Genomic DNA, 20,014 nt, shown 5'->3' with positions numbered 1-20,014 from the left:
GGCCCGGCGGATCGCCTCCGCCGGGCCGCGCGTCTTCTTACTTCCCTTCACCGACCTTCGTTCACGTCACGCCGCCGCTACCGGACCGGAATCACGAGGTGCTGGCCCGCCAGGATCAGGTTCGGATTGGCGAGGTTGTTGCGGCGCTGGATCTCGCGATAACGCTGGCCGCTGCCGAGCTTGCTCGCGGCGATCATGTTCAGCGTGTCGCCCGCCTTCACCACATACGTGTGTTCGCCCGATGCGGCCGCGGTCGTCACCGCCTGGTCGCTGACGAAGTACTTGCGCAGCAGGTCGAGATACTGCGGCGACTGCTTGAGCTTCGCGATCGCGGCGTTCAGGTAGATCAGCAGATCCTGGTCGGCGGCGCGCACGCCGATCTTGTACGCGATGTTCGAGCCGTCGAGCTTGGTCACCGCGAACTTCAGGTCGGTGCCCTTGATCGAACTGACCGCGAACGGATAGTCGTAGATGAACGCGTCGACCGCATGACCGTCGATGCTCTTCGCGATGAACGCCGGATCGGAATCGTCGACCTCGACGAACCGGACGTTCGGATACTGGCGCGTGGCGAACGCGCGCACATCCGGGTCGCCCTTCAGGATGCCGACCGTCTTGCCCGCGAGATCGTCGGTCGAGCGGATCGCGGACCCTTGCCGCACGATCAGCGAATAACCGAAATCGTCGACGTACGGCACCGAATAGACGACGCCGGCCGGCGTGTTGTCCGGGAACGTCAGCCCGTCCATCGCCACGTCGACGACGTGGTTGCCCTTCGCGTCCGTGTCGAGCAGTTGCTTCGGCACGCCCGGGTACGTGTCGACCTCGTGACGCGTATCGACGGCAACCGGTTTGCCGCCGTGCGAGAACGACGGATCCGCGAACAGCAGCCGCGCGAATTCGACGTTGAAGCCGTGCGGTGCGCCCTTGTCCTCGCCGAAGAACGGCTCGCTCGGGTTCTGCACCGAGATCCGCACGATGCCGTTTTCGGCAATCGATTTCAGCGTGCTGGCCTGCGGCGTGAAGCCGGCCGGCAGCACGTTGGCCGACGGCGACGGCTGCGCGGGCTGGCCGGTGTCGCCATTTTGCGCGGACGTCGAGGCCGGGGCCGCGTCATGCGCGGGAATCAGTGTCGACAGGCCGCCCTGATGCACGATCCATACGCCGACGAGCACCACCAGAAACGCGATTGCGCCGAGAAGTTTTTTCATGGTTGCGTGCCTGCAGGAAGTTATTGTTGTTTCGACGGCAGCACAGCGGGATTCGCCGCATCGGGGCCGGGAACGGGCACGTGGCCGCCGTTCAGCGCCTGCTGCTGCGCCTGCTTGACCTCGGGGTTATCCATCAGCGACGTCTCCATTTCGGAGAACGCCTTGTTGACCGAACGCATCACCGAATCGACGGCCACGTCGGTCTTGATCTGCTCGAACGTGTCGGCCGTCTGCCGGCCCGCGAGCTTGTTCATCTGCTGCGCGGCCTGCGACATGTCCCACATCGCCTTCGCGCGGTCGATCGCCGTCGCGAAATTCTTCAGCTCGGCCTGCACCTGCTTGTAGCGGCCCTCGCGAAACGCGAGCAACTGCTTCATCGTGTCGAGCTGCGACCTGAAACGCGGCGCGTCGTCCGGATACTGCTTCTCGAACAGTTCCGTCTTGTTCTCGAAGTTCTTCACCTCGGTGCGGAACGCAGTGATGCTGTCCGCGAATTTCTGTGCCGCCTGGCGCTTTTCCGCGAGCTGGTTGATCAGCGTCTCGATCGGATTCGACTGCGCCTCCTCGACGATCATCCTCACCTTCTGGTTCGCGAACTTCATCGCGACGACCGGCGCGAAATAGATCGCGCCGAGGCCGATGACGCCCGCCGTGATCAGCGCGACCATCCCCTTCAGGATGAACAGCGCGGCCGGTGCGGCAATCGCGACGCCGGCGATGATGATCGCCCACTTGATCAGCTTTGCCTTGCCACTCCCCGAACTGCCGTTTGCTTCATTCGAAAGCTGCGACATGAGTTTTTCTCCTTGAACCTCGAACCGAACTGCGTGCGTTTGCTTCTTCAAGCTCAATCGAAATGCTTCGGACTCCGGTGTCGCCGGACGGTCGGAAAAGCCGGCGGCGCAATGCAAGGACAGGCGCCGGCGGGCGTCACGAGACGCCGGTGTAGGTGCCGTTCAGGATGCGGTGATCGGAGGCGGCAGGCTGCGGCCCGATGCGACGGGCCGGACCGGCGCCGCTCATCGTCGCGGCCAGCGCGCGGACGGGGAAGTGTACCGAGGCTCGGTACGAAACAGGATGACGGATACGTGACGCGACGGGCGTCGGCAGTATCGTTGTTCCGGCGGGCCGACCGATGCGGCGCCGGGATTCCGGTACGAGTGAGTAAAGGCTCATCGTTGTTCTTTTGCGTATCGCGGGTGCAGGAACCGCGCGGCCGGCGCGTCCCGCTCCAAATGCACTGGCGTATCGTGCGCCGACCGGCATGCAGCGTCAAGCGGTTGTCGCAGTGCAGCGAACCGCCGTTGAAACACGGGTATCGACGCGGCTTTCACGATGGTAAGGATTCGCACGACGCCAGCCTGCCGCGCCCGATCAGGATTGCTTGTCATCGCGGCGCCGCAAGCTTCCGGATTGAAAGCTTGTGACGCGGCACGCACGCATGCGCTACCCCGCCGCGCCGCCCTGCTCCTGCACGAGAAACCGCTCGACCATCGCGTTGAACACCGGCAGCGCCGGGTTGTCGTTGTCCGCCCGCCACGCGAGATACAGCTCCGCTGCGGCGTCGACGCCGGCGAGCGGCCGGAACACCACGCCGTCCACATGCAGCTCGCGCGCCGACGCGGGTACGAGCGCCGCGCCGAGCCCCGCACGCACGAGGCCGAGGATCGTATGCGTCTGCCCGACGTAATGCAAGTAGTTCGGCAGCCTGCCTGCGTTCGCGAACAAGCCGGAGATCAGGTCGTGGAAATACTTCCCTTCGTTCGGTGAATACGCGATGAACGGCTGCCGGTCGAGATCGTCGGGGCCGATGCGCTCGCACGCGGCGAGCGGCGCGCCTTGCGCGACCGCAACGAGCATCGGTTCGCGCTGCACGAGCCGGTATTCGAGCGGCTGGCGCGCAGCTCGCTGCCGCACGAAACCCGCGTCGAGCATCCGCGACGCGAGCGCGTCGATCTGCACGGTCGACACCATCTCGCGCAATTCGACATCGACGTCCGGCAGCGCGTGTGCGGCATGCGCCAGCAGCATCGGGATCATCCGGTACGCGCTGACGGCCGTGAAGCCGAGCGTGATGCGGCCGGCCTCGCCGTGCGCAACGCGCTGCGCGGCCTGCCCGGCCCGCGCGGAGAATTCGAGGATATGGCGCGCGTCGCGCAGGAAACGCTCGCCGGCCGCGGTCAGGCTCACCTGCCGGCTGCTGCGTTCGAGCAGTGCGATGCCGAGCGCGTGCTCGAGCAACTGGATCTGCCGGCTGAGCGGCGGCTGCGTCATGAAGAGCCGTTTGGCCGCGCGGCCGAAATGAAGCTCCTCGGCCACCGCGACGAAGCAGCGAAGCTGGTGCAGTTCAATCATCCAGATTTTGTATCGATCGATGGTCTTTCGAGGTTAGACCGATATCGATACGATTTCCATGCTCGGTTGCACCTGATGCGCGGCCCGCGCCGCGCGCGACGACCGAGACCTTCATGACTCGTCGGCGCATTGCGGTGCGTCGCCGCGCACGGGCTGATCGGCATCGCTGTGTATACGTAGCTACGTGGCTCGCCGTGGCTCGCGGGCCGCTTCGAACGGATTCGCATCACGTCGGGGCGCATGAGCATCGCCACGGCGCACGTGGTTCGGTCGGCGCGCGTCCGCGCCCGACCGTGCTGTCAAGCGCGTTTGCGGCCGCCCGGCATCTGCTCGACCGTCAGGCGGTCGAGTTCGCGCAGGTCGTTCTCCAGCGCGGGCGTGAGCGTCGTGCGCAGGTGGTCGAGGAACGTGCGGATCTTCGCGTCGAGATAACGGCGCGTCGCGTAGACGGCGTACACGCTCACCGTCTGCAGCCGGTACTCTGGCAGCACGCGGATCAGGCGCCCTGCGCGGATATCGTCGAGCACCGTATACAGTGCGACGCACGCGATCCCGCGCCCGGCGCGCACCGCGACGCACAGCGCATCCGGCACGTTGACCTGGAACGGCGCCGGCTGCAGCGTGTAGACAGTCTCCTCGCCATCGTTGCGCTCGAGCCGCCATTCGCCGGCTGGCGATGCGGGCGTATCGAGGCGCAGGCACACGTGGTTCGGCAAATCTTCGGGCGACTGCGGCGTGCCGTGCCGCGCCAGGTATTCGCGCGACGCGACGAGCACGCTGCAGCTCGTGCCGCAGGTCTGCGCGACGTAGCCCGAGTCGGGCAGCTGCGACGCCGTCACGATCGACACGTCGTAACCTTCCTCGACGAGATTCGGCATCCGCTGCGCGAGCGTCAGCTCGACCGATACGTCGGGGTTGTCCTCCTGGTAGCGGACGATCGACGACACGACATGACTCTGTCCGAGCCCCGTCATCGCATGGATGCGCATCTTGCCGCTCGGCCGCAGCAGTGCGTTGCGCGCCTCGGCGTTCGCATAGTCGATTTCCGCGAGGATCGATTTCGCGCGCTCGAAATAGCGTTCGCCGCTTTCGGTGAGGCCGAGATGGCGCGTCGTGCGATGCAGCAGGCGCGTCTGTACGTGCGCTTCGAGGTTCGATACCGCGCGGGATACCTGCGCGGTGGTCGCGTCGATTTCCTTCGCGACCGCCGTAAAACTGCCGGCTTCGACAACGCGCACGAACAGGCGCATGTTTTCGAGCATGTCCATTGAATTGGCTTGGGGAGAGTCAGTGGGGAGGCGTCGGCGGCGCTCGCGTCAGGTGGGGAACGGAACGCAGTCGCGAACCACGTCGAATCGATCACCGTGCCGGGGGAAAGGCGGGAGGGCGGGCATCGCGTACGTGGTTCTGGTATATCGGGGATTCAGTGGCCCGAATTGTACGCCGCCGCAGACAAATTTGCGCTATTGCCGGCTGCCCAAGCTTTCGTCGGATGAAAGGTTGATGCAAGGCGCGTGCGTCGTGCGGATGCAACGGCTTGATGCAGCGCGACAATTTATATCACAACGCGATATAATTCCGCGCTTGTCGCCGCGCATACCCGCGCTGTCATTTTTACCGCTTACCCGTCCATGTCGTCAGGCTCATCTTCGTCGCGCCGCACGTTGCGTCAATGGCTGCACAGTTTCATTCCCCATCCGATGTCGCTCGGCTGGCGTGAGCGCCTGCGTTCGTGCACGGGCGCGCTCGTCGGTATCGCGACGGTCGGCGTCACGATGCGGTGGCTGCCCGGCGTGCCGGGCCTCGTGCCGCTGCTCGTCGCGCCGATGGGGGCATCGGCCGTGCTGCTGTTCGCGGTGCCGGCGAGTCCGCTCGCACAGCCGTGGTCGATCATCGGCGGCAATCTCGTCGCAGCGACGGTCGGGGTCGCGTGCGCGTTATGGATCGCCGATCCGATCACGGCCGCCGCGGTCGCGATCGCATGCGCGATCGGCGGCATGTTCGCGCTGCGCTGCGTGCATCCGCCGTCGGGCGCCGTCGCGCTCACGGCCGTGGTCGGCGGCCCGGCAATCCATTCGCTCGGATTCAGTTTCGTGCTCGAGCCGATCGCGCTGCAATCGGCGATCCTGCTGTCGGCCGCGCTCGCGTATCACGCACTGACCGGGCACCGCTACCCGCATGGCGGCACGCGCGCCGAAGCGAAATCGCAGGCAGGCGCCGCACCGGCGCGCGGCGGCTTCACGCGCGGCGACCTCGACGCGGTGCTGAAGCGTCGCGGCGAATGGCTCGACGTCGATCCGGACGATCTCGAAACGCTGCTGCGCGAAACCGAAATGCAGGCCTATACGCGCACGTTCGGCCAGCTCAAGTGCGCCGACCTGATGACGAAGAATGCGATCGAGGTCGCGCCGTCGACGTCGGTGACGGCCGCGCTCACGCTGCTCGACCGCCACCGCGTGAAGGCGCTGCCGGTCGTCGACGGCGAGGGCCGCCTGGCCGGCATCGTCACGCGCGCCGACCTCACGCGCCAGCTGCGCCGCCCGACCCCGCTGTGGCAACGCCTGTCCGCACGGCTGCCGCAATCGTTCGGCGGCCAGCCCGCGAGCGTCGCCTCGGTGATGACGCGCGACGTCGCGTTCGTGCCGGAAACGATGCCGATCACGGCGCTCGTGCCGCTGTTCACGCATTCGGGCCACCACCACATTCCGGTTGTCGATGCGTCGCGCCGGCTCGTCGGAATCATTACGCAGACAGATCTCGTCACGGGCCTTTACCAGCAGACGCAGATGCTCGCGGCCGCGTAACACAGGCACAACGACCGATGCAACGCGGAATGCATCCATTCCGCTTTTATTCGGCCATTTATATCATGTTGTGATATATTTATCGTTTCCGAAACCGACTGCCCGACCGACTTCGATGAACGATACCAGACGCGCGCTGAACAAAAGCGATTTCCAGCAACTGTCCGAGTTCCGCTACCAGATGCGCCGCTTCGAGCGCTTCTCCGAGCGCGCCGCGCAAAGCGAAGGCGTGACGCCGCTGCAATACCTGCTGCTGCTGCACATCAAGGGTTATCCGCATCGCGAATGGGCAACCATCGGCGAGCTCGCGGAACGCCTGCAGGCGCAGCATCACGGCGTCGTTGCGCTAGTGACGCGCTGCGAAGCCCTCGGGCTCGTGAAGCGCAAGACGAGCGAAGCGGACCGCCGGCAGGTCGAGGTCCACCTCGAGCAAGCCGGCGAGACGCTGCTCACCCGCCTCGCGGCGATGCATCGTGCCGAGCTGAAGTCGCTCAAGGGCACGTTCCAGGTTCCCCAGATCGATTACTGACCCTTGCTTTTGCCACTCCGATGAACGCACCGCACAAACGCGATTTCTCGACCAACGAACGCCTGCCCAGGATCGCGTTGCTTGCCGCCGGGATCGGCCTGCTCAGCACGCTTGCCGCATTCGTGCTGTTGAGCCTGATCCACCTGTTCACGAACCTGTTCTTCTTCCAGCAGTTCTCGTTCGCCGACCGCTCTCCGGCGAACAACACGCTCGGCGCATGGGTGATCGTCGTACCGGTGATCGGCGGGTTGATCGTCGGGATGATGGCGCGCTTCGGTTCGGAAAAGATTCGCGGCCACGGCATTCCCGAAGCGATCGAGGCGATCCTGTTCGGCAAGAGCCGCATGTCGCCGAAGGTCGCGATCCTCAAGCCGCTGTCGTCCGGCGTCGTGATCGGCAGCGGCGGCCCGTTCGGCGCCGAAGGCCCGATCATCATGACGGGCGGCGCGCTCGGCTCGCTGATCGCGCAGTGCGTGCACGTGACCGCCGCCGAGCGCAAGACGCTGCTCGTCGCCGGTGCGGCCGCCGGCATGACGGCCGTGTTCGGCACGCCGGTCGCCGCCGTGCTGCTCGCGGTCGAGCTGCTGCTGTTCGAATGGCGTCCGCGCAGTTTCCTGCCGGTCGCGCTCGCGTGCGCGGTGGCCGGTTTCGCGCGCGCGCTGTTCTTCGGCGTCGATCCGCTGTTTCCGCTCGCCACGGCCGCGCCGACGCCGGTCGCGCTGCTGTCGTGCATCGTCGCGGGCCTGCTGTCGGGCATGCTCGCCTGCGGCCTGTCGGCCGCGCTGTACCGTGTCGAGGACACCTTCGCGAAGCTGCCCGTGCACTGGATGTGGTGGCCCGCGCTCGGCGCGATCGTGATCGGCATCGGCGGCTGGCTCGAACCGCGCGCGCTCGGCGTCGGCTACGACGTGATCGGCGATCTCCTCCACCAACACATCGCGCTGAAGATCGCGCTCGCGTTGCTGATCGTGAAGGCCGTGATGTGGGTGATCGCGCTCGGTTCGGGTACGTCGGGCGGTGTGCTCGCCCCGCTGCTGATGCTCGGCGCCGGCCTCGGCACCGTGCTGTCGCCGGTGCTGCCGGGCGGCGACCCGGCGCTGTGGCCGCTCGTGTGCATGGCCGCGACGCTCGGTGCGACGCTCGGCGCACCGCTGACCGCGATCGTGTTCGCGTTCGGCCTCACGCACGACGCCAACGCGCTGCTGCCGCTGCTCGCGGCGACGCTCGTCGCGCACGGCTTCGCGACCGTCGTGATGAAACGCTCGATCATGACGGAAAAGATCGCACGCCGCGGCTATCACATCTACCGCGAATACGGCGTCGATCCGCTCGAGCGGCATGACATCGGCGAAGTGATGACGTCCGCCGACCGGCTCGTCGCGATCGACGGTGCGGCGACGCTCGATGCCGTCGAGACGCAGTACTTCGGCGCGAAGCAGACGCACCGCGCGTACCCGGTCGTGCAGAACGGCCGCCTGCTCGGCCTCGTCGATCGCGCGACGCTCGACACGCAGCGCGCGCACGCCGCCGCCGACACGCCGATCTCGGGCGCGTTCGCCGACCGCGCGCCCGCCGTCGCGCTTGCGCACGAAACGTGCCGCGTCGTCGCATCGCGCCTCGCGATGCTCGGCCTCGAACGCCTGCCGGTCGTCGACGACGAGCAATCGCTGCACATCACGGGCATCGTATCGCGCAGCGACCTGATCAAGCCCGCGCTCCAGCATTTCGACGACGAACAGAAGCGCGAGCGCTTTCGCCCGATCGTCCCGGTCAACCTGCGCGACATCGGCACGCGCAAGGCCGGCTGAAGCATCCCGCATGCGCGGGCGCGCAACGCGCCTTCGCCTCACCTCGCTGCACGATGCTGCGCGCGCCTCGCGCACCGCATCGTTTTCCGCTGCTTCCCGCGTTTAAAGTTGGTTAACAATCCGAGCGACGAAAGTTTGTCATCATGGTCCTCATGCGACGGGGCCACCACAATCAAGCCATTCCACTTCGCGATCAGATAAAGAGTCGCGGCACGGCATGCAGACACATGCCGCTCGCCGCGACCGTCACCTCACCACACGACCGGGCAGCGCGCCGACCAGGCAACGCATGACGTCGTTGCCGCGTCACCCGTGCACCGACGGGCCGCACACGACGCATGCCGCGCCGCAGCAGAGCTGCACAGCATCGCAGCCGCCGTTTGGCAAGCGCGCTAACAACTTGTTTCGGAATAGCCGGAACCGTGCTTGCTCGGTGCGATCTCATTAGTACGCAGTACTGCTGCGCATCCCACTCAATCAATCACGAATCGAGGGAGAAAACGTGAACGTGAAATACTTACCGCTCATCGCATTGACCGTGGCATTTTCTGCTCATGCAGCCGATTCTGCTCTGCAGAACGTGGGACAAAGTCAGAAACCCGCCGACCAGGTGGCACAGTGCATCGCGAAGACCTGGGCCGACAAGTCGCAGCAACAGGTGACGTCGCAGTATGAACTGGCGAACGGCCTCGCGATGGCAGTTTATGCACCGGGCCAGCAGCCGCCGAACGGCGCCGCTGCCGTGGTGCGTCCCGCCAACGCCGCAAACGCGAAGACCTGGGTCGGTTTCCGCGGCGGCGATGCGTCGTCGGCCGGCGACATCAACGCCTGCCTGTAACGACAACAGGCACACCGGATGGCCTTGCGCCATCCGCTTGCGACAAGCCCCGCTTCGGCGGGGCTTTTCTTTTGCTGCCGGCTGCGCTTACAGGTAGCTGCAGACGTAGTCGAGCGTCTCGAGCACTTCGATGTCGAAGCGGCTCTTGCCCGGCACCGAGAACGATTCGCCGGCGCCGTAGGTTTGCCATTCGCTGCTGCCGTCGAGCTTCACGCGGCACTTGCCGGCCTGCACTTCCATCAATTCGGGCGCGTCCGTGCCGAAGTTGAGCGCGCACGGCAGGATCACGCCGAGCGTCTTGCGCGTGCCGTCCGGGAAGAGCACGGTATGCGACACGCACTTGCCGTCGAAATAGACGTTCGCGCGCTTGACGACCGATACGTTGTCGAATTGGGTTGCACTGGTCATGTGATGCCTCTGCTTGCTGGATGCCGGATGGCGATGTTGTTGGAGGCCGGCCGGAGCGGCGGGCCGGCCGCTATGATACCGGCTCGCGACGCGTGCGCCGGAATGGCGCTCCCGCCGGGCAAGCGTCGTGTGCGTCGAATGACGGCAGCGCCGCACGCCAGATCGTCAGGATCACTATGCGATGACGGTCGCTTCCCGCAGATAGCGATTCACCGCAACCCCTTGCGCCGCGCGGAATCGCGCAGGCAGTCGAGCAGCATCGCCGCGGCCGGCGTCAGCGGGCTGTCGCGGCGTGTGACGACCTGCACCGACACCGCCGGCAAACGCTCGCGAATCGGCAGCACCGTCAACTGATCGCGTGCCCACTCGCCCTGAAGCAGTTGTTCGGGCATCGATGCGATCAGGTCGCAACCCGCCATCAGGCTGTGCGCAAGCCCGAAGCTCGGGCATTCGACGACACGCGCCGGCACCGGCAGCCCGTATGCGACGAACGAATTGAACAGCGCCTGCGTCGAGCTTTCCGGCGACGGATTCATCAGCCAGTCGGCCTCGACGAGATCGGCGAGCGACGTGGCCGACGCGAGCGGATGCTCCTTGCGCGCGACGATCAGCGAACGGCTCGCATAGAGTTCAGCATGATCGAACTCGGCCGCCAGCAGTTCGGGTACGACGACGGCCACCGCGAAATCGAGCGAGCCGTCGTGCAGACGCGGCAGCGCGACGCCCGGAAACCCTTCGATCAGGTTGACGCGCGCCACCGGAAAGCGGCGCCGGAACGCGCGAAATGCATCGGGCAGGATCGTCACCGCGGCGGCCGGCGTGATCGCCGCCGCGACGGAGCCCGTCATCGCGCCCTGCGCCTGCTCGATGTCGTCGCGGGCGCGCTGCATTTCGGCGACGATCAGCCGCGCGCGCACCTGCAGTTGCTGGCCGAACGCGGTGAGCTGCACGCCGCGCGCGGTACGCACGACGAGCGACACGCCGAGCGCGATCTCCAGCTCCTTGACCGCCTTCGTCAGCGCCGCCGGCGACACGTTCAAGCGCCGCGCGGCCGCGCGAATGCTCCCCTCTTCCGCGACGGTGACGAACGCTTTCAGCTGATGGTATTTCATGGCGGCGATGCGTGATCCGTGGAAACCCTGTGCCCGATCGTGCACGCCGGTTCAGGGTATTCCCGAGCGGCAACCGGTGGTGAGCACCAAAGCAATTTATCAGCTTCTGGTAAGCAAAAGAAATTTATATGCTGTCTCGTCATATGCACGTCAAACGCCCCACCTGCCCCACAGGAGAGACCATGCTGCAAGCCGTGAACCCCGTCATCCCCGGCATCGCCGCGATCGCCCCCGATCTCGTCGAGGTACGCCGCCGCATCCACGCTCACCCCGAACTCGCGTTCGAAGAGACGCTCACGAGCGATCTCGTTGCCGAGTTGCTCACCGGCTGGGGCTACGAAGTGCATCGCGGCATCGGCAAGACGGGCGTGGTCGGCGTGCTGCGCGAAGGGCAAGGCACGCGCACGGTCGGGCTGCGCGCCGACATGGACGCGCTGCCGCTCGCGGAAGCCACCGGCCTGCCGTACGCGAGCCGCCACGCGAACAAGATGCATGCATGCGGCCACGACGGCCACACCGCGATGCTGCTGTGCGCGGCGCGCCACCTCGCGGCGACGCGCCAGTTCTCCGGCACGCTGAACCTGATCTTCCAGCCGGCCGAGGAAAACTTCGGCGGCGCGAAGGCGATGATGGACGACGGCCTGTTCGACCGCTTCCCGTGCGACGCGATCTTCGCGATCCACAACATGCCGGGCCGCGCGGCCGGCGACATGGCCTTCCGCACCGGCGCCGCGATGGCGTCGGCCGACCGCGTGACGATCACGCTGCGCGGCGTCGGCGGCCACGGCGCGATGCCGCATTTCGCGCGCGATCCGATGTCGGCCGCGGGCAGCATCATGGTCGCGCTGCAGACGATCGTCGCGCGCGAGGTCGACGCGCAGCATGCGGCCGTGATCACGGTCGGCAGCGTGCAGGCCGGCGAGACGTTCAACATCATTCCCGAAACGGTCGTGATGAAGCTGTCGGTGCGCGCGCTGAACGCCGACGTGCGCGCGCTGCTCGCGCGCCGCATCGAAGCGCTCGTGAAAGGCCAGGCGGAAAGCTTCGGCATCACCGCGGAAGTCGACTACGACTACGGCTACCCGGTGCTCGTCAATCACGCGGAACCGACCGCGTTCGCGGCCGATATCGCGCGCCGGATGCTCGGCGCCGAGCGGGTCGAAACCGAAGCCGCGCCGCTGATGGGCAGCGAGGATTTCGCGTTCATGCTCGAGGCGCGCCCCGGCTGCTATGCGTTCATCGGCAACGGGATCGGCAGCAAGGGCGGCTGCATGGTGCACAACCCCGGCTACGACTTCAACGACGACATTCTCGCGATCGGCGCGAGCTACTGGGTTCGCGTCGCCGAAGCCTGGCTCGCGGCCTGACGGCCCTTCACCACGCAGTTTCGCGCTTACCGGGGGAACCCCATGGAAACGTCTGCCCTTTCGTTCGCCGGCACGCCGGCCGATGCCCGCGCCGCCTCGAAGAAACGCCGCCTGATCGCGGCCGCCGCCGTCGGCAACGCGCTCGAGTTCTACGACTTCACCGTCTACAGCTTCTTCGCCATCCTGATCGGCAAGCTGTTCTTCCCGGTGCATTCGTCGTTCGGGCAATTGATGCTCGCGGTCGCGAGCTTCGGCGTCGGCTTCGTCACGCGTCCGCTCGGCGGGCTCGTGATCGGCATGTATGCCGACCGCGCCGGCCGCAAGAAGGCGATGATTCTCACGCTGCTGCTGATGGCGCTCGGCACCGCGATGATCGCGGTCATGCCGACCTTCGCGCAGATCGGCCTCGCGGCGCCGCTGCTGCTCGTGCTCGCGCGCCTGCTGCAGGGGTTCGCGTCGGGCGGCGAAGTCGGCGCGTCGACGACGCTGCTGCTCGAACAGGCGCCGCAGCATCGTCGCGGCTTCTACGCATCGTTCCAGTTCTCGAGCCAGGGGCTCGCCGCACTCGCGGGCGCGCTTACCGGCGTCGCGCTGACGTCGATGCTGAATGCCGCGCAGCTCGAAAGCTGGGGCTGGCGCGTGCCGTTCATCATCGGCACGCTGTTCGTGCCGATCGGCTACTGGCTGCGCAAGACCGTCGAGGAAGTGCCGGCCGCCGCACCCGCTGCCGCGCACGACGAACCGGTCGCGTCGCTGCCGCTCGCCGACGTGCTCCGCCATCACGGCAAGGCCGTGTTCGCGGGCCTCGGCGTGACGATCGGCGGCACGTCGATCCACTACATCATCGTGTTCTACATGGCGATCTACGGCGTGCAGGTGCTGCACCTGCCGACCTGGCTGTCGATGACGGCCGGCTGCGTCGCCGGCGCGATCCTGATGCTCGTGACGCCGATCGGCGGCCACCTGTCCGACGTCTACGGGCGCAACCGGATCGTCTGGTGGACCCGCATCGTGCTGATGGCCGCGATCTATCCGGCGTTCATCGCGCTGAACCGCTGGCCGGGCGCCGCGTCGCTGCTGTCGATCATCGCCGCGCTGTCGATCGTGCATGCGATCAACATCGGCGCGACGGGCGCGATGCTCGGCGAACTGTTCCCGCGCGCGGTGCGCGCGACCGGCGGCGCGCTCGTGTACAGCGTCGGCGTCGCGATCTTCGGCGGCTTCGCGCAGTTCTTCGTCACGTGGCTGATCGCGGCGACCGGCAATCCGAACGCGCCTGCGTGGTATGCGATCGGGTGCGGCGTGCTGACGCTGCTCGCGGTGCGATGCATGGATGAGAAGGCCGGGAAGTCGCTCGATTGAGCGGCAGACGATGCGCAGCACGCGATTGACGTGGTGCGCGCGCATCGGGCATGATCGTTCCATGCGCCACGCCACGACCACTTCTTCGACCACGACGCGCACGACCGCCTTCGGCGGGCTCGTGCGGCGAGTGCGCGCAAGGTCGTAGCGCCACCGAATCCTCACAGGCCCCGCCGGTTCCGGACGGGGTCTTTCCGCTTCTCCGTCCGTACCGGTCACTCAGGAGAATGCGATGTCCGAAGCCCCTTCCCCCAAACGCGCGCTGCTCGTCGTCGACATGCAGGTCGGGCTGTTTCATGGTCCCGATCGTCCGCACGACGGCGAACGTGTGCTAGCAAACATCAACCGGTTGATCGGCCGCACGCACGACGCCGGCGCACCCGTGTTCGCGGTGCGCCATACCGGTCCCGCCGGCACGCCGATCGCGCCCGATTCGCCGCTCGCCGCGCTGCTGCCGGAACTTGCGATTGATCCCGCGCGCGACACCGTGTTCGACAAGACGCGGCCGAGTTGCTTCGCGGGCACGCGCCTCGCCGAATGGCTGCGCGCGGCCGATATCGGCGAAATCGTCGTCACCGGCATGAAGACGCAGTACTGCATCGATACGACCTGCCGCGCGGCCGCCGATCTCGGCTTTCGAGCAGTGCTCGTTGCCGACGCGCACACCTGCATGGACACGCCGGCACTGCCGGCCGAGCGGATCGTCGCGCATCACAATGCGACGCTCGGCGGCCCGTTCGCGATGCTGACGACGACCGAGGCGTGCGTGTTCTGACCGGCACCAGCCGCACGCCGTAAACGCAACAACGCACGGGCGACTACCGCCCGTGCGTTGTGTGGTAGCTACCTCGCTCAGAACGTATGCATCATCCCCACATACGCTCCCGTCTGCGACTCGCCCGTCAGCGGGCTCGTACCCGACGTCGCGTCGCGCGGCGTCGCGAGCAACGAGAAGTTCGAATTCCCTCCGTTACGCGCATACGCGACGGTGCCGTACAGGAACGTGCGCTTCGACAGGTTGTACGTCGTGCCGAGCACGTACATGATCGCGTGACCCGACGGATCGTGCGACGCATCGCCGCCGCCGTCGCCGACCTTCACGTAATACCCGCCGCCCGTCACCGCCCACTGCGGCGTCGCGGTGTAGGTCGCGCCGAGCCAGTAGTGATCCGCACGATCGGCTACGCCGGCCGGGCTGTCCGGCGCCTGGTAGTGCGTATACGCGCCCTGGATCTTGAACTTCGACACCTTCACGTTCGCACCGACGAAATACTCGCGCGACGCGGTGAAGATGTTGCTGAACTTGCCATTGTTGTCGCGCAGTTCGTCGTAGATGCCGCGCACGTCGAGCACCGGCGAGTGGTACGAGATCATGATCCCGTCCGAGCGTCCGAAATCGTCGGCCGCGCCGTAGTTGAAGCCGCGCGACTGGTTGCCGAACGCGTATTGCGCCTGCACGTCGAAGCCGCCGATCACCGGGCTGTGATATTCGATGTTGTTGCTGCTTTGCTGCCAGTTGCGGCCGCGCACGAGCGACGCCGACGAAAACGCCTGCTGCACGAACGGATCAAATTCCCACACGCCGTCGCTGTCGATGAACAGGTTGCGGCCGGCCTGCAGCTGGCCCCACGTGTCGCTCTTCAGCCCGACATACGCGCGCCGCGACCACATGCGGCCGCCGCCCGTCTGGCCGTTCATCACCTGGAACGCGGTTTCGAGGTTGAAGACCGTCGACAGCCCGCCGCCCAGATCCTCGATGCCCTTCAGGCCGAACATGCTGGTGCCCCAGTCGCCGCTCTCAGCGCTCCAGCGCGACTTGCTGCCGTTCGGCGTCGCGATGTGGTTCAGGTATTCGACGCCGCCGTCGACACGGCCGTACAGCGTCACGCTCGTTTGTGCAAAAGCGGCCGCCGGCGTGGCGGCCGCGATCAGCCATGCGAAATGTTTGAGTCGCAAAATGATGCCCCCTCGGAGTCTCGACCGTCCGACGCGCGCCCCATGCGCGCGCCCGGTCATCCGCGATCGATCGAAAAACGTCCGGGGCCCGCCGCGCAGAGCGCGAGCAGGCCGCCCGAGATCGCGATGTTCTTGTAGAAATGAATCATGTTGTTGATCTGCTCGCCGCCCGTCATCGTCCAGTAGTGGTGGCCGATGAGGCCGGCGCCGATCGAGTAGAGCGCCAGCAGCAGCGCGAGCGGCCGCGTCTGGAAGCCGACGAGGATCGCGATCCCGCCGAACAGCTCCATCGCGACGGAGATCGCGGCGGACACGATCGGCGCGGGCGCGCCTTCCGAACCCATGAACGCGATCGTACCGGGGAAGTCGACGATCTTCTTCCAGCCGAACATCACGAACAGGATCACGAGCAGGATCCGGGAAAGCAGCAGCAGCACATCGCGCTGGGACGCGAGAAACGGTTGATTCGGTGTCATGGTGTCGATCAACGAAAAACGATGCGCGGCTGACGCACCGGATTGCCAATGAACCGGGACGGGAGGCCGCCTGCGCCGCCCGTCCCGCTCTGCAACAACCGGCATCGGGCTCGGCCCGATGTGCTGTGCCCCTCCTCTTGTTCGATGCTGCTCTCTTCTTCGATGTTGCCCTGCTGCTTCGTCGCGCGCCGCGTCAACGCAGCTTCGCGACGTCCTGCTCGGTCACCTTCGCGGCCGGATTGCCGAACTGCCCGGTCAAGTAGTTCGTCAGCGCTGCGATTTGCGCATCCGACAGCTCGTGGCGGAACGCCGGCATGCCGACGTCCTCGCTGCCGGCCTTGCGCTGCACGCCGTTCAGGACCACCTGCACGAGGTTGGTCGGATTCGGCGCGCCGACCGTCGAGTTGTGGAACAGCGGCGGGTAATAACCGTCCGGCGTGCCCTTGCCCTGCATCTGGTGGCAGGTCGCGCAGTTGCCGAGATACAGCCGCGCCGGATCGATGCCCGACGACGCGAGCGCGACGCCGCGCAGCTTCAGGCCGTCCTCGGCCGGCTTGCCCCACGACGAGCGCGACTGCTTCGCGTCGCCGCTGGCGACGGCCGGCACCGTGCGGATGTACGTCGAGATCGCGCCGATGTCGGATTCCGTCATCTTCGAGAAGCTGTGCTCGATCGCCTCGGCCATCGGGCCGGCCGCCTGCGCGACGCCCGGCACGCTACCGGTGCGCAGGTATTGCACGAGCTGCTGCTGCGTCCAGCCGCCGATCCCCGCGTTCGGGTCGGACGTGATGTTGTAGCCGTCCCAGCCCGCGAGCACCGAACCCGACAGGAAGCTGCCGCCCGCCTCGTCGAGCGACTTCTCCTGCATCGCGATACCGCGCGGCGTGTGGCACGTGCTGCAGTGCGCGAGGCCCTGCACGAGGTACGCGCCGCGGTTCCACTCGGCGCTCTGCGCCGGCTTCGGCTCGTACGCGCCATCCTTCAGGAACAGCCAGTTCCAGATCTTCAGCGGCCAGCGCATGCTCAGCAGCGCGGGGATTTCGTTCTTCGGCGGCGTCTGCTTGACCGGTTCGACGCCGTGCATGAAGTACGCATACAGCGCCTGCACGTCGTCGTCGTTGATCTTCGCGTACGACACGTACGGCATCGCCGGGTACAGGTTGTCGCCGTTCTTCGAGACGCCGTGGCGCACCGCGCGCTCGAAGTCGTCGAACGTCCAGTTGCCGATGCCCGTGTCGGGATCCGGCGTGATGTTGCTCGTGTAGATCTTGCCGAGCAGCGGCACCGGCATGCCGAGGCCGCCCGCGAAAGGCTTGCCGCCCTTCGCGGTGTGGCACGCCATGCAGTCGCCCGCGATCGCGAGATATTGGCCGCGCTTGACCTGCGCCGGATCGGCCGCGTCGGCCGCGCGCGCGAGGCCCGGCAGCGCGAGGCAGCCGGCGACGAGGAAGGTGAGAGTAGATTTCCGCACGGTCAGACTTCCTTCTTCAGCGTGTCCGACATCCGCAGCGCGAGCGCAGCGATCGTCAGCGTCACGTTCACCGTACCGACGGTCGGCATCGTCGAGCTGCTCGAGATGAACAGGTTCGGATGGTCGAACGTGCGGCAGTCCTTGTCGACGACCGAGTCGCGTGCATCCGCGCCCATGATCGTCGCGCCCGTGATGTGGTTGTTCGGCGCGAACTCGTCGTTGAAGACGACTTCGGTGCCGCCCAGCACCTTCGCGGCCGTCGCATAGACCTCGCGCGTGTGCACGGCGCCGCGCTTCACGTAGTCGTCGATCGCGTACGTGATCTCGGGGCGCGGGATGCCAATCGCGTCGGTGGCCGTCTTGCTCGGCACGATGCGGTTCTCGGGTTGCGGCAGGATTTCGTGGAAGCAGTCGAACTGCACGTAGCGCGCGGAACGGTCGCGGATCTGCGCATCGAGCTCCTCGGGCTTCATCAGCTTGCCGCCCTTGAAGATCTTCTGCGTTTCCTGGTTGATGCGCGACATGTTCGACAGGTGGATCTTCTTCGCGGCTTCGGTCGCGCGGAACGGGCCGTCGCGGAAACCGATCAGCGAAGTCATCTCCTGCGGGCCGCGGCCCGGCCACAGCTTCTCGTTCGCGTAGAACGACACGCCGGTGCCCGGGTGGTCCATCAGGTTGCGGCCGACCATGTCGGAGCTGTTCGCGACGCCGTTCGGGAAATCGCGGTTCGCCGACATCAGCAGGATCTTCGGCGTCTCGATGCCGTTCGCGGCCACCACGAAGTACTTGCCTTCGACGCGATGGTCGGCGCCGGACTTGTCCTTGTAGATCGCCGCGACGATGCGCTTGTTCGGGCCGGTTTCCAGCTTGTAGACGACCGCGTTCTCGATCAGCTTCGCGCCGGCCTGCTCGGCCTTCTCGACGTGCACGATCCCGTTGTACATCGCGCCGATCGGGCAGATCGGCATGCAATTGTTGTTCCCGCAACAGGTTGGCCGGCCGTCGTACGGGCGGCTGTTGCGCGCGACCGGCTCGGTCACCACGTGGAACTTCGGGTCATAACCGTTGAGCGCGCTCTTGATCGTCTGCTCGTTGAACGACAACGGCAGCGGCGGCATCGGGTACGGCTGCTTGCGCGGCGAGTACAGGTCTTCCTCGGGGCCCGGGCCCCACACGCCGAGCTCTTCCTCGGCGCGCTGGTAATAGTGCTCGAGGTCGTCGTACTGGATCGGCCAGTCGCGGCCGACGCCGTACACGGTCTTCATCTTGAAGTCGTTCGGGATGAAGCGCCACGCGGACGCGGCCCAGTGCCACGTCGTGCCGCCCACCGCGCGGATGTACTGCGAGTTGAACTTGTGCTCGCCCTTCAGGACCAGGTAGTCGTTCGGCGGGCCGTATTCCGGATGCGGCGCCCACGGGCTCGACGGGTACGGCGCCATGAAATCGGTCTTGTCGGTCTGATTCCGAAAGCGCTCGACGATTTCCCAGCGCGGCATGCGCGGGCCGGCTTCCAGAAGGATCACCGACTTGCCCGCCATCGCGAGCTGGTGCGCCACGATCGCGCCTGCGACACCCGATCCGACGACGACGACGTCGGCCTTTTGCGTATCGGTATCGGCCATCAGGCTTGCCTCTCGATCGGTTTTTCGGCCCAGAAGCCGGGTTTGTTGGGGCAATACGAAGGGATCACGAGCGTATCGGATACGACGCTGAACATTAATGCTTCTTCGTACGTAATCACGACGTTGTCGACGATGCCGAGATACCACGCTTCAAGAATCTTGAGCGCGAGCGCTTCCTGATCGGGATTCAGCGAGCCGGACGCGAGTGCGCCGGCGAGTTGCGGCAGGCTGTCGGCCGTCTTGAACGAGCCCTTCTGCAATGCCTGCAGGAAGCGCTGGCCGAGCACGCGGCTCAGCCCCTTCTTGCCGGTCAATGCTTCGGAGAGCGTCATGAACGTATCGAGCGGCGCGGTGCCGGGCGCATCGGCCAGGGCCCGCAACGCCAGCGAGCCCGTGAGGCCCGCCGCCGTCAGCGCCAGTGCGCCCTGCAGCCATTGACGCCGCGTGATGCCGGTTGCGGCTGCGTCGCCGTCGCGACGCGAATGGGGAGTGTTGTCGTTGTGCATGTTTCCTTCTCTCGAACGCCGGATTCGGGAAAACCACGCTTGATATTTCTCAAACTTCGGCGCGGACCTGAAATGTACGCGCACAAATCGGATCGAACAATCTTTTTATAGTCCATTAAATGTTCCGCAATCCGAGACAATCGATATTTCGCTGCATTTTTGTGTCGTCGGCGCGACAAATCTGCGGCG

At 66.2% G+C, this 20,014-nt stretch carries 18 protein-coding genes; 7 read left to right on the top strand and 11 right to left on the bottom strand.

Annotated elements, in window-relative coordinates; translation table 11 throughout:
* Positions 1-77: 77 nt before the first annotated feature.
* From OEJ37_RS21050 to OEJ37_RS21035, 4 genes are all read right to left on the bottom strand, one after another.
* The gene (locus OEJ37_RS21050; protein ID WP_258283892.1) at positions 78-1,211 is read right to left on the bottom strand and encodes a LysM peptidoglycan-binding domain-containing protein; all 1,134 of its coding nucleotides are present in this window, start codon (positions 1,209-1,211) and stop codon (positions 78-80) included.
* A 20-nt stretch (positions 1,212-1,231) separates the two neighbouring features.
* The gene (locus OEJ37_RS21045; protein ID WP_175918092.1) at positions 1,232-2,005 is read right to left on the bottom strand and encodes a hypothetical protein; all 774 of its coding nucleotides are present in this window, start codon (positions 2,003-2,005) and stop codon (positions 1,232-1,234) included.
* Between the two features lie 652 nt (positions 2,006-2,657).
* Entirely contained in the window at positions 2,658-3,566 is a 909-nt protein-coding gene (locus OEJ37_RS21040; RefSeq protein WP_263345347.1) for a LysR substrate-binding domain-containing protein, read from the bottom strand.
* Positions 3,567-3,865: 299 nt separating this feature from the next.
* Entirely contained in the window at positions 3,866-4,834 is a 969-nt protein-coding gene (locus tag OEJ37_RS21035; protein WP_263345344.1) for a LysR family transcriptional regulator, read from the bottom strand.
* 363 nt (positions 4,835-5,197) lie between these two features.
* Between OEJ37_RS21035 and OEJ37_RS21030 the strand changes: the two genes are divergently transcribed.
* From OEJ37_RS21030 to OEJ37_RS21015, 4 genes are all read left to right on the top strand, one after another.
* Positions 5,198-6,370 (top strand): HPP family protein, encoded by a 1,173-nt coding sequence (locus OEJ37_RS21030; RefSeq protein WP_263345341.1) that lies wholly within the window; start codon positions 5,198-5,200, stop codon positions 6,368-6,370.
* A 115-nt stretch (positions 6,371-6,485) separates the two neighbouring features.
* Positions 6,486-6,899, top strand: coding sequence for a MarR family winged helix-turn-helix transcriptional regulator (locus OEJ37_RS21025; RefSeq protein WP_034180240.1), 414 nt, complete (start codon positions 6,486-6,488; stop codon positions 6,897-6,899).
* Between the two features lie 20 nt (positions 6,900-6,919).
* On the top strand, positions 6,920-8,707 hold the full coding sequence (locus tag OEJ37_RS21020) for a chloride channel protein (RefSeq protein ID WP_263345338.1): 1,788 nt from the start codon (positions 6,920-6,922) through the stop codon (positions 8,705-8,707).
* Positions 8,708-9,209: 502 nt separating this feature from the next.
* Positions 9,210-9,545: a hypothetical protein gene (locus tag OEJ37_RS21015; RefSeq protein WP_174418674.1), complete on the top strand. Its 336-nt coding sequence runs from the start codon at positions 9,210-9,212 to the stop codon at positions 9,543-9,545.
* An 87-nt stretch (positions 9,546-9,632) separates the two neighbouring features.
* On the opposite strand, the gene OEJ37_RS21010 is transcribed toward OEJ37_RS21015, so the two are convergent.
* The gene (locus OEJ37_RS21010; protein WP_006478890.1) at positions 9,633-9,953 is read right to left on the bottom strand and encodes a pyrimidine/purine nucleoside phosphorylase; all 321 of its coding nucleotides are present in this window, start codon (positions 9,951-9,953) and stop codon (positions 9,633-9,635) included.
* A 209-nt stretch (positions 9,954-10,162) separates the two neighbouring features.
* Positions 10,163-11,065, bottom strand: a complete 903-nt coding sequence (locus tag OEJ37_RS21005; protein WP_263345334.1) for a LysR substrate-binding domain-containing protein — start codon at positions 11,063-11,065, stop codon at positions 10,163-10,165.
* A 182-nt stretch (positions 11,066-11,247) separates the two neighbouring features.
* Here OEJ37_RS21005 and OEJ37_RS21000 point away from each other — a divergent pair, with 182 nt between their 5' ends.
* From OEJ37_RS21000 to OEJ37_RS20990, 3 genes are all read left to right on the top strand, one after another.
* Positions 11,248-12,432 carry a M20 aminoacylase family protein gene (locus tag OEJ37_RS21000; protein ID WP_263345332.1) on the top strand — a complete coding sequence of 395 codons (1,185 nt, stop codon included), beginning with the start codon at positions 11,248-11,250 and terminating at the stop codon, positions 12,430-12,432.
* Between the two features lie 42 nt (positions 12,433-12,474).
* Entirely contained in the window at positions 12,475-13,794 is a 1,320-nt protein-coding gene (locus OEJ37_RS20995) for an MFS transporter (protein WP_263345330.1), read from the top strand.
* Positions 13,795-14,026: 232 nt separating this feature from the next.
* A complete protein-coding gene (locus OEJ37_RS20990; protein WP_175918100.1) occupies positions 14,027-14,569 on the top strand; it encodes a cysteine hydrolase family protein in 543 nt (180 codons plus the stop codon).
* A 77-nt stretch (positions 14,570-14,646) separates the two neighbouring features.
* Here the strand turns inward: OEJ37_RS20990 and OEJ37_RS20985 are convergent, their stop codons facing one another.
* The 5 genes from OEJ37_RS20985 to OEJ37_RS20965 all read right to left on the bottom strand — a co-directional run bounded on the left by OEJ37_RS20985 (position 14,647) and on the right by OEJ37_RS20965 (position 19,825).
* Complete coding sequence (locus tag OEJ37_RS20985; protein WP_174418678.1) at positions 14,647-15,750, bottom strand: porin; 1,104 nt, start codon at positions 15,748-15,750, stop codon at positions 14,647-14,649.
* Between the two features lie 56 nt (positions 15,751-15,806).
* The gene (locus tag OEJ37_RS20980) at positions 15,807-16,226 is read right to left on the bottom strand and encodes a DoxX family protein (RefSeq protein WP_174418679.1); all 420 of its coding nucleotides are present in this window, start codon (positions 16,224-16,226) and stop codon (positions 15,807-15,809) included.
* Positions 16,227-16,419: 193 nt separating this feature from the next.
* On the bottom strand, positions 16,420-17,697 hold the full coding sequence (locus OEJ37_RS20975) for a cytochrome c (RefSeq protein ID WP_263345316.1): 1,278 nt from the start codon (positions 17,695-17,697) through the stop codon (positions 16,420-16,422).
* Between the two features lie 2 nt (positions 17,698-17,699).
* Positions 17,700-19,319, bottom strand: coding sequence for a GMC family oxidoreductase (locus OEJ37_RS20970; RefSeq protein WP_072438782.1), 1,620 nt, complete (start codon positions 19,317-19,319; stop codon positions 17,700-17,702).
* The gene (locus tag OEJ37_RS20965) at positions 19,319-19,825 is read right to left on the bottom strand and encodes a sugar dehydrogenase complex small subunit (RefSeq protein ID WP_072438784.1); all 507 of its coding nucleotides are present in this window, start codon (positions 19,823-19,825) and stop codon (positions 19,319-19,321) included. The genes OEJ37_RS20970 and OEJ37_RS20965 overlap by 1 nt, the downstream gene beginning before the upstream one ends.
* Between the last annotated feature and the right edge of the window lie 189 nt (positions 19,826-20,014).

This window comes from Burkholderia sp. BKH01 (genome assembly GCF_025685725.1).
Classification (GTDB): domain Bacteria; phylum Pseudomonadota; class Gammaproteobacteria; order Burkholderiales; family Burkholderiaceae; genus Burkholderia; species Burkholderia pyrrocinia_C.
This window is presented reverse-complemented; position numbering and strand designations above follow the sequence as displayed.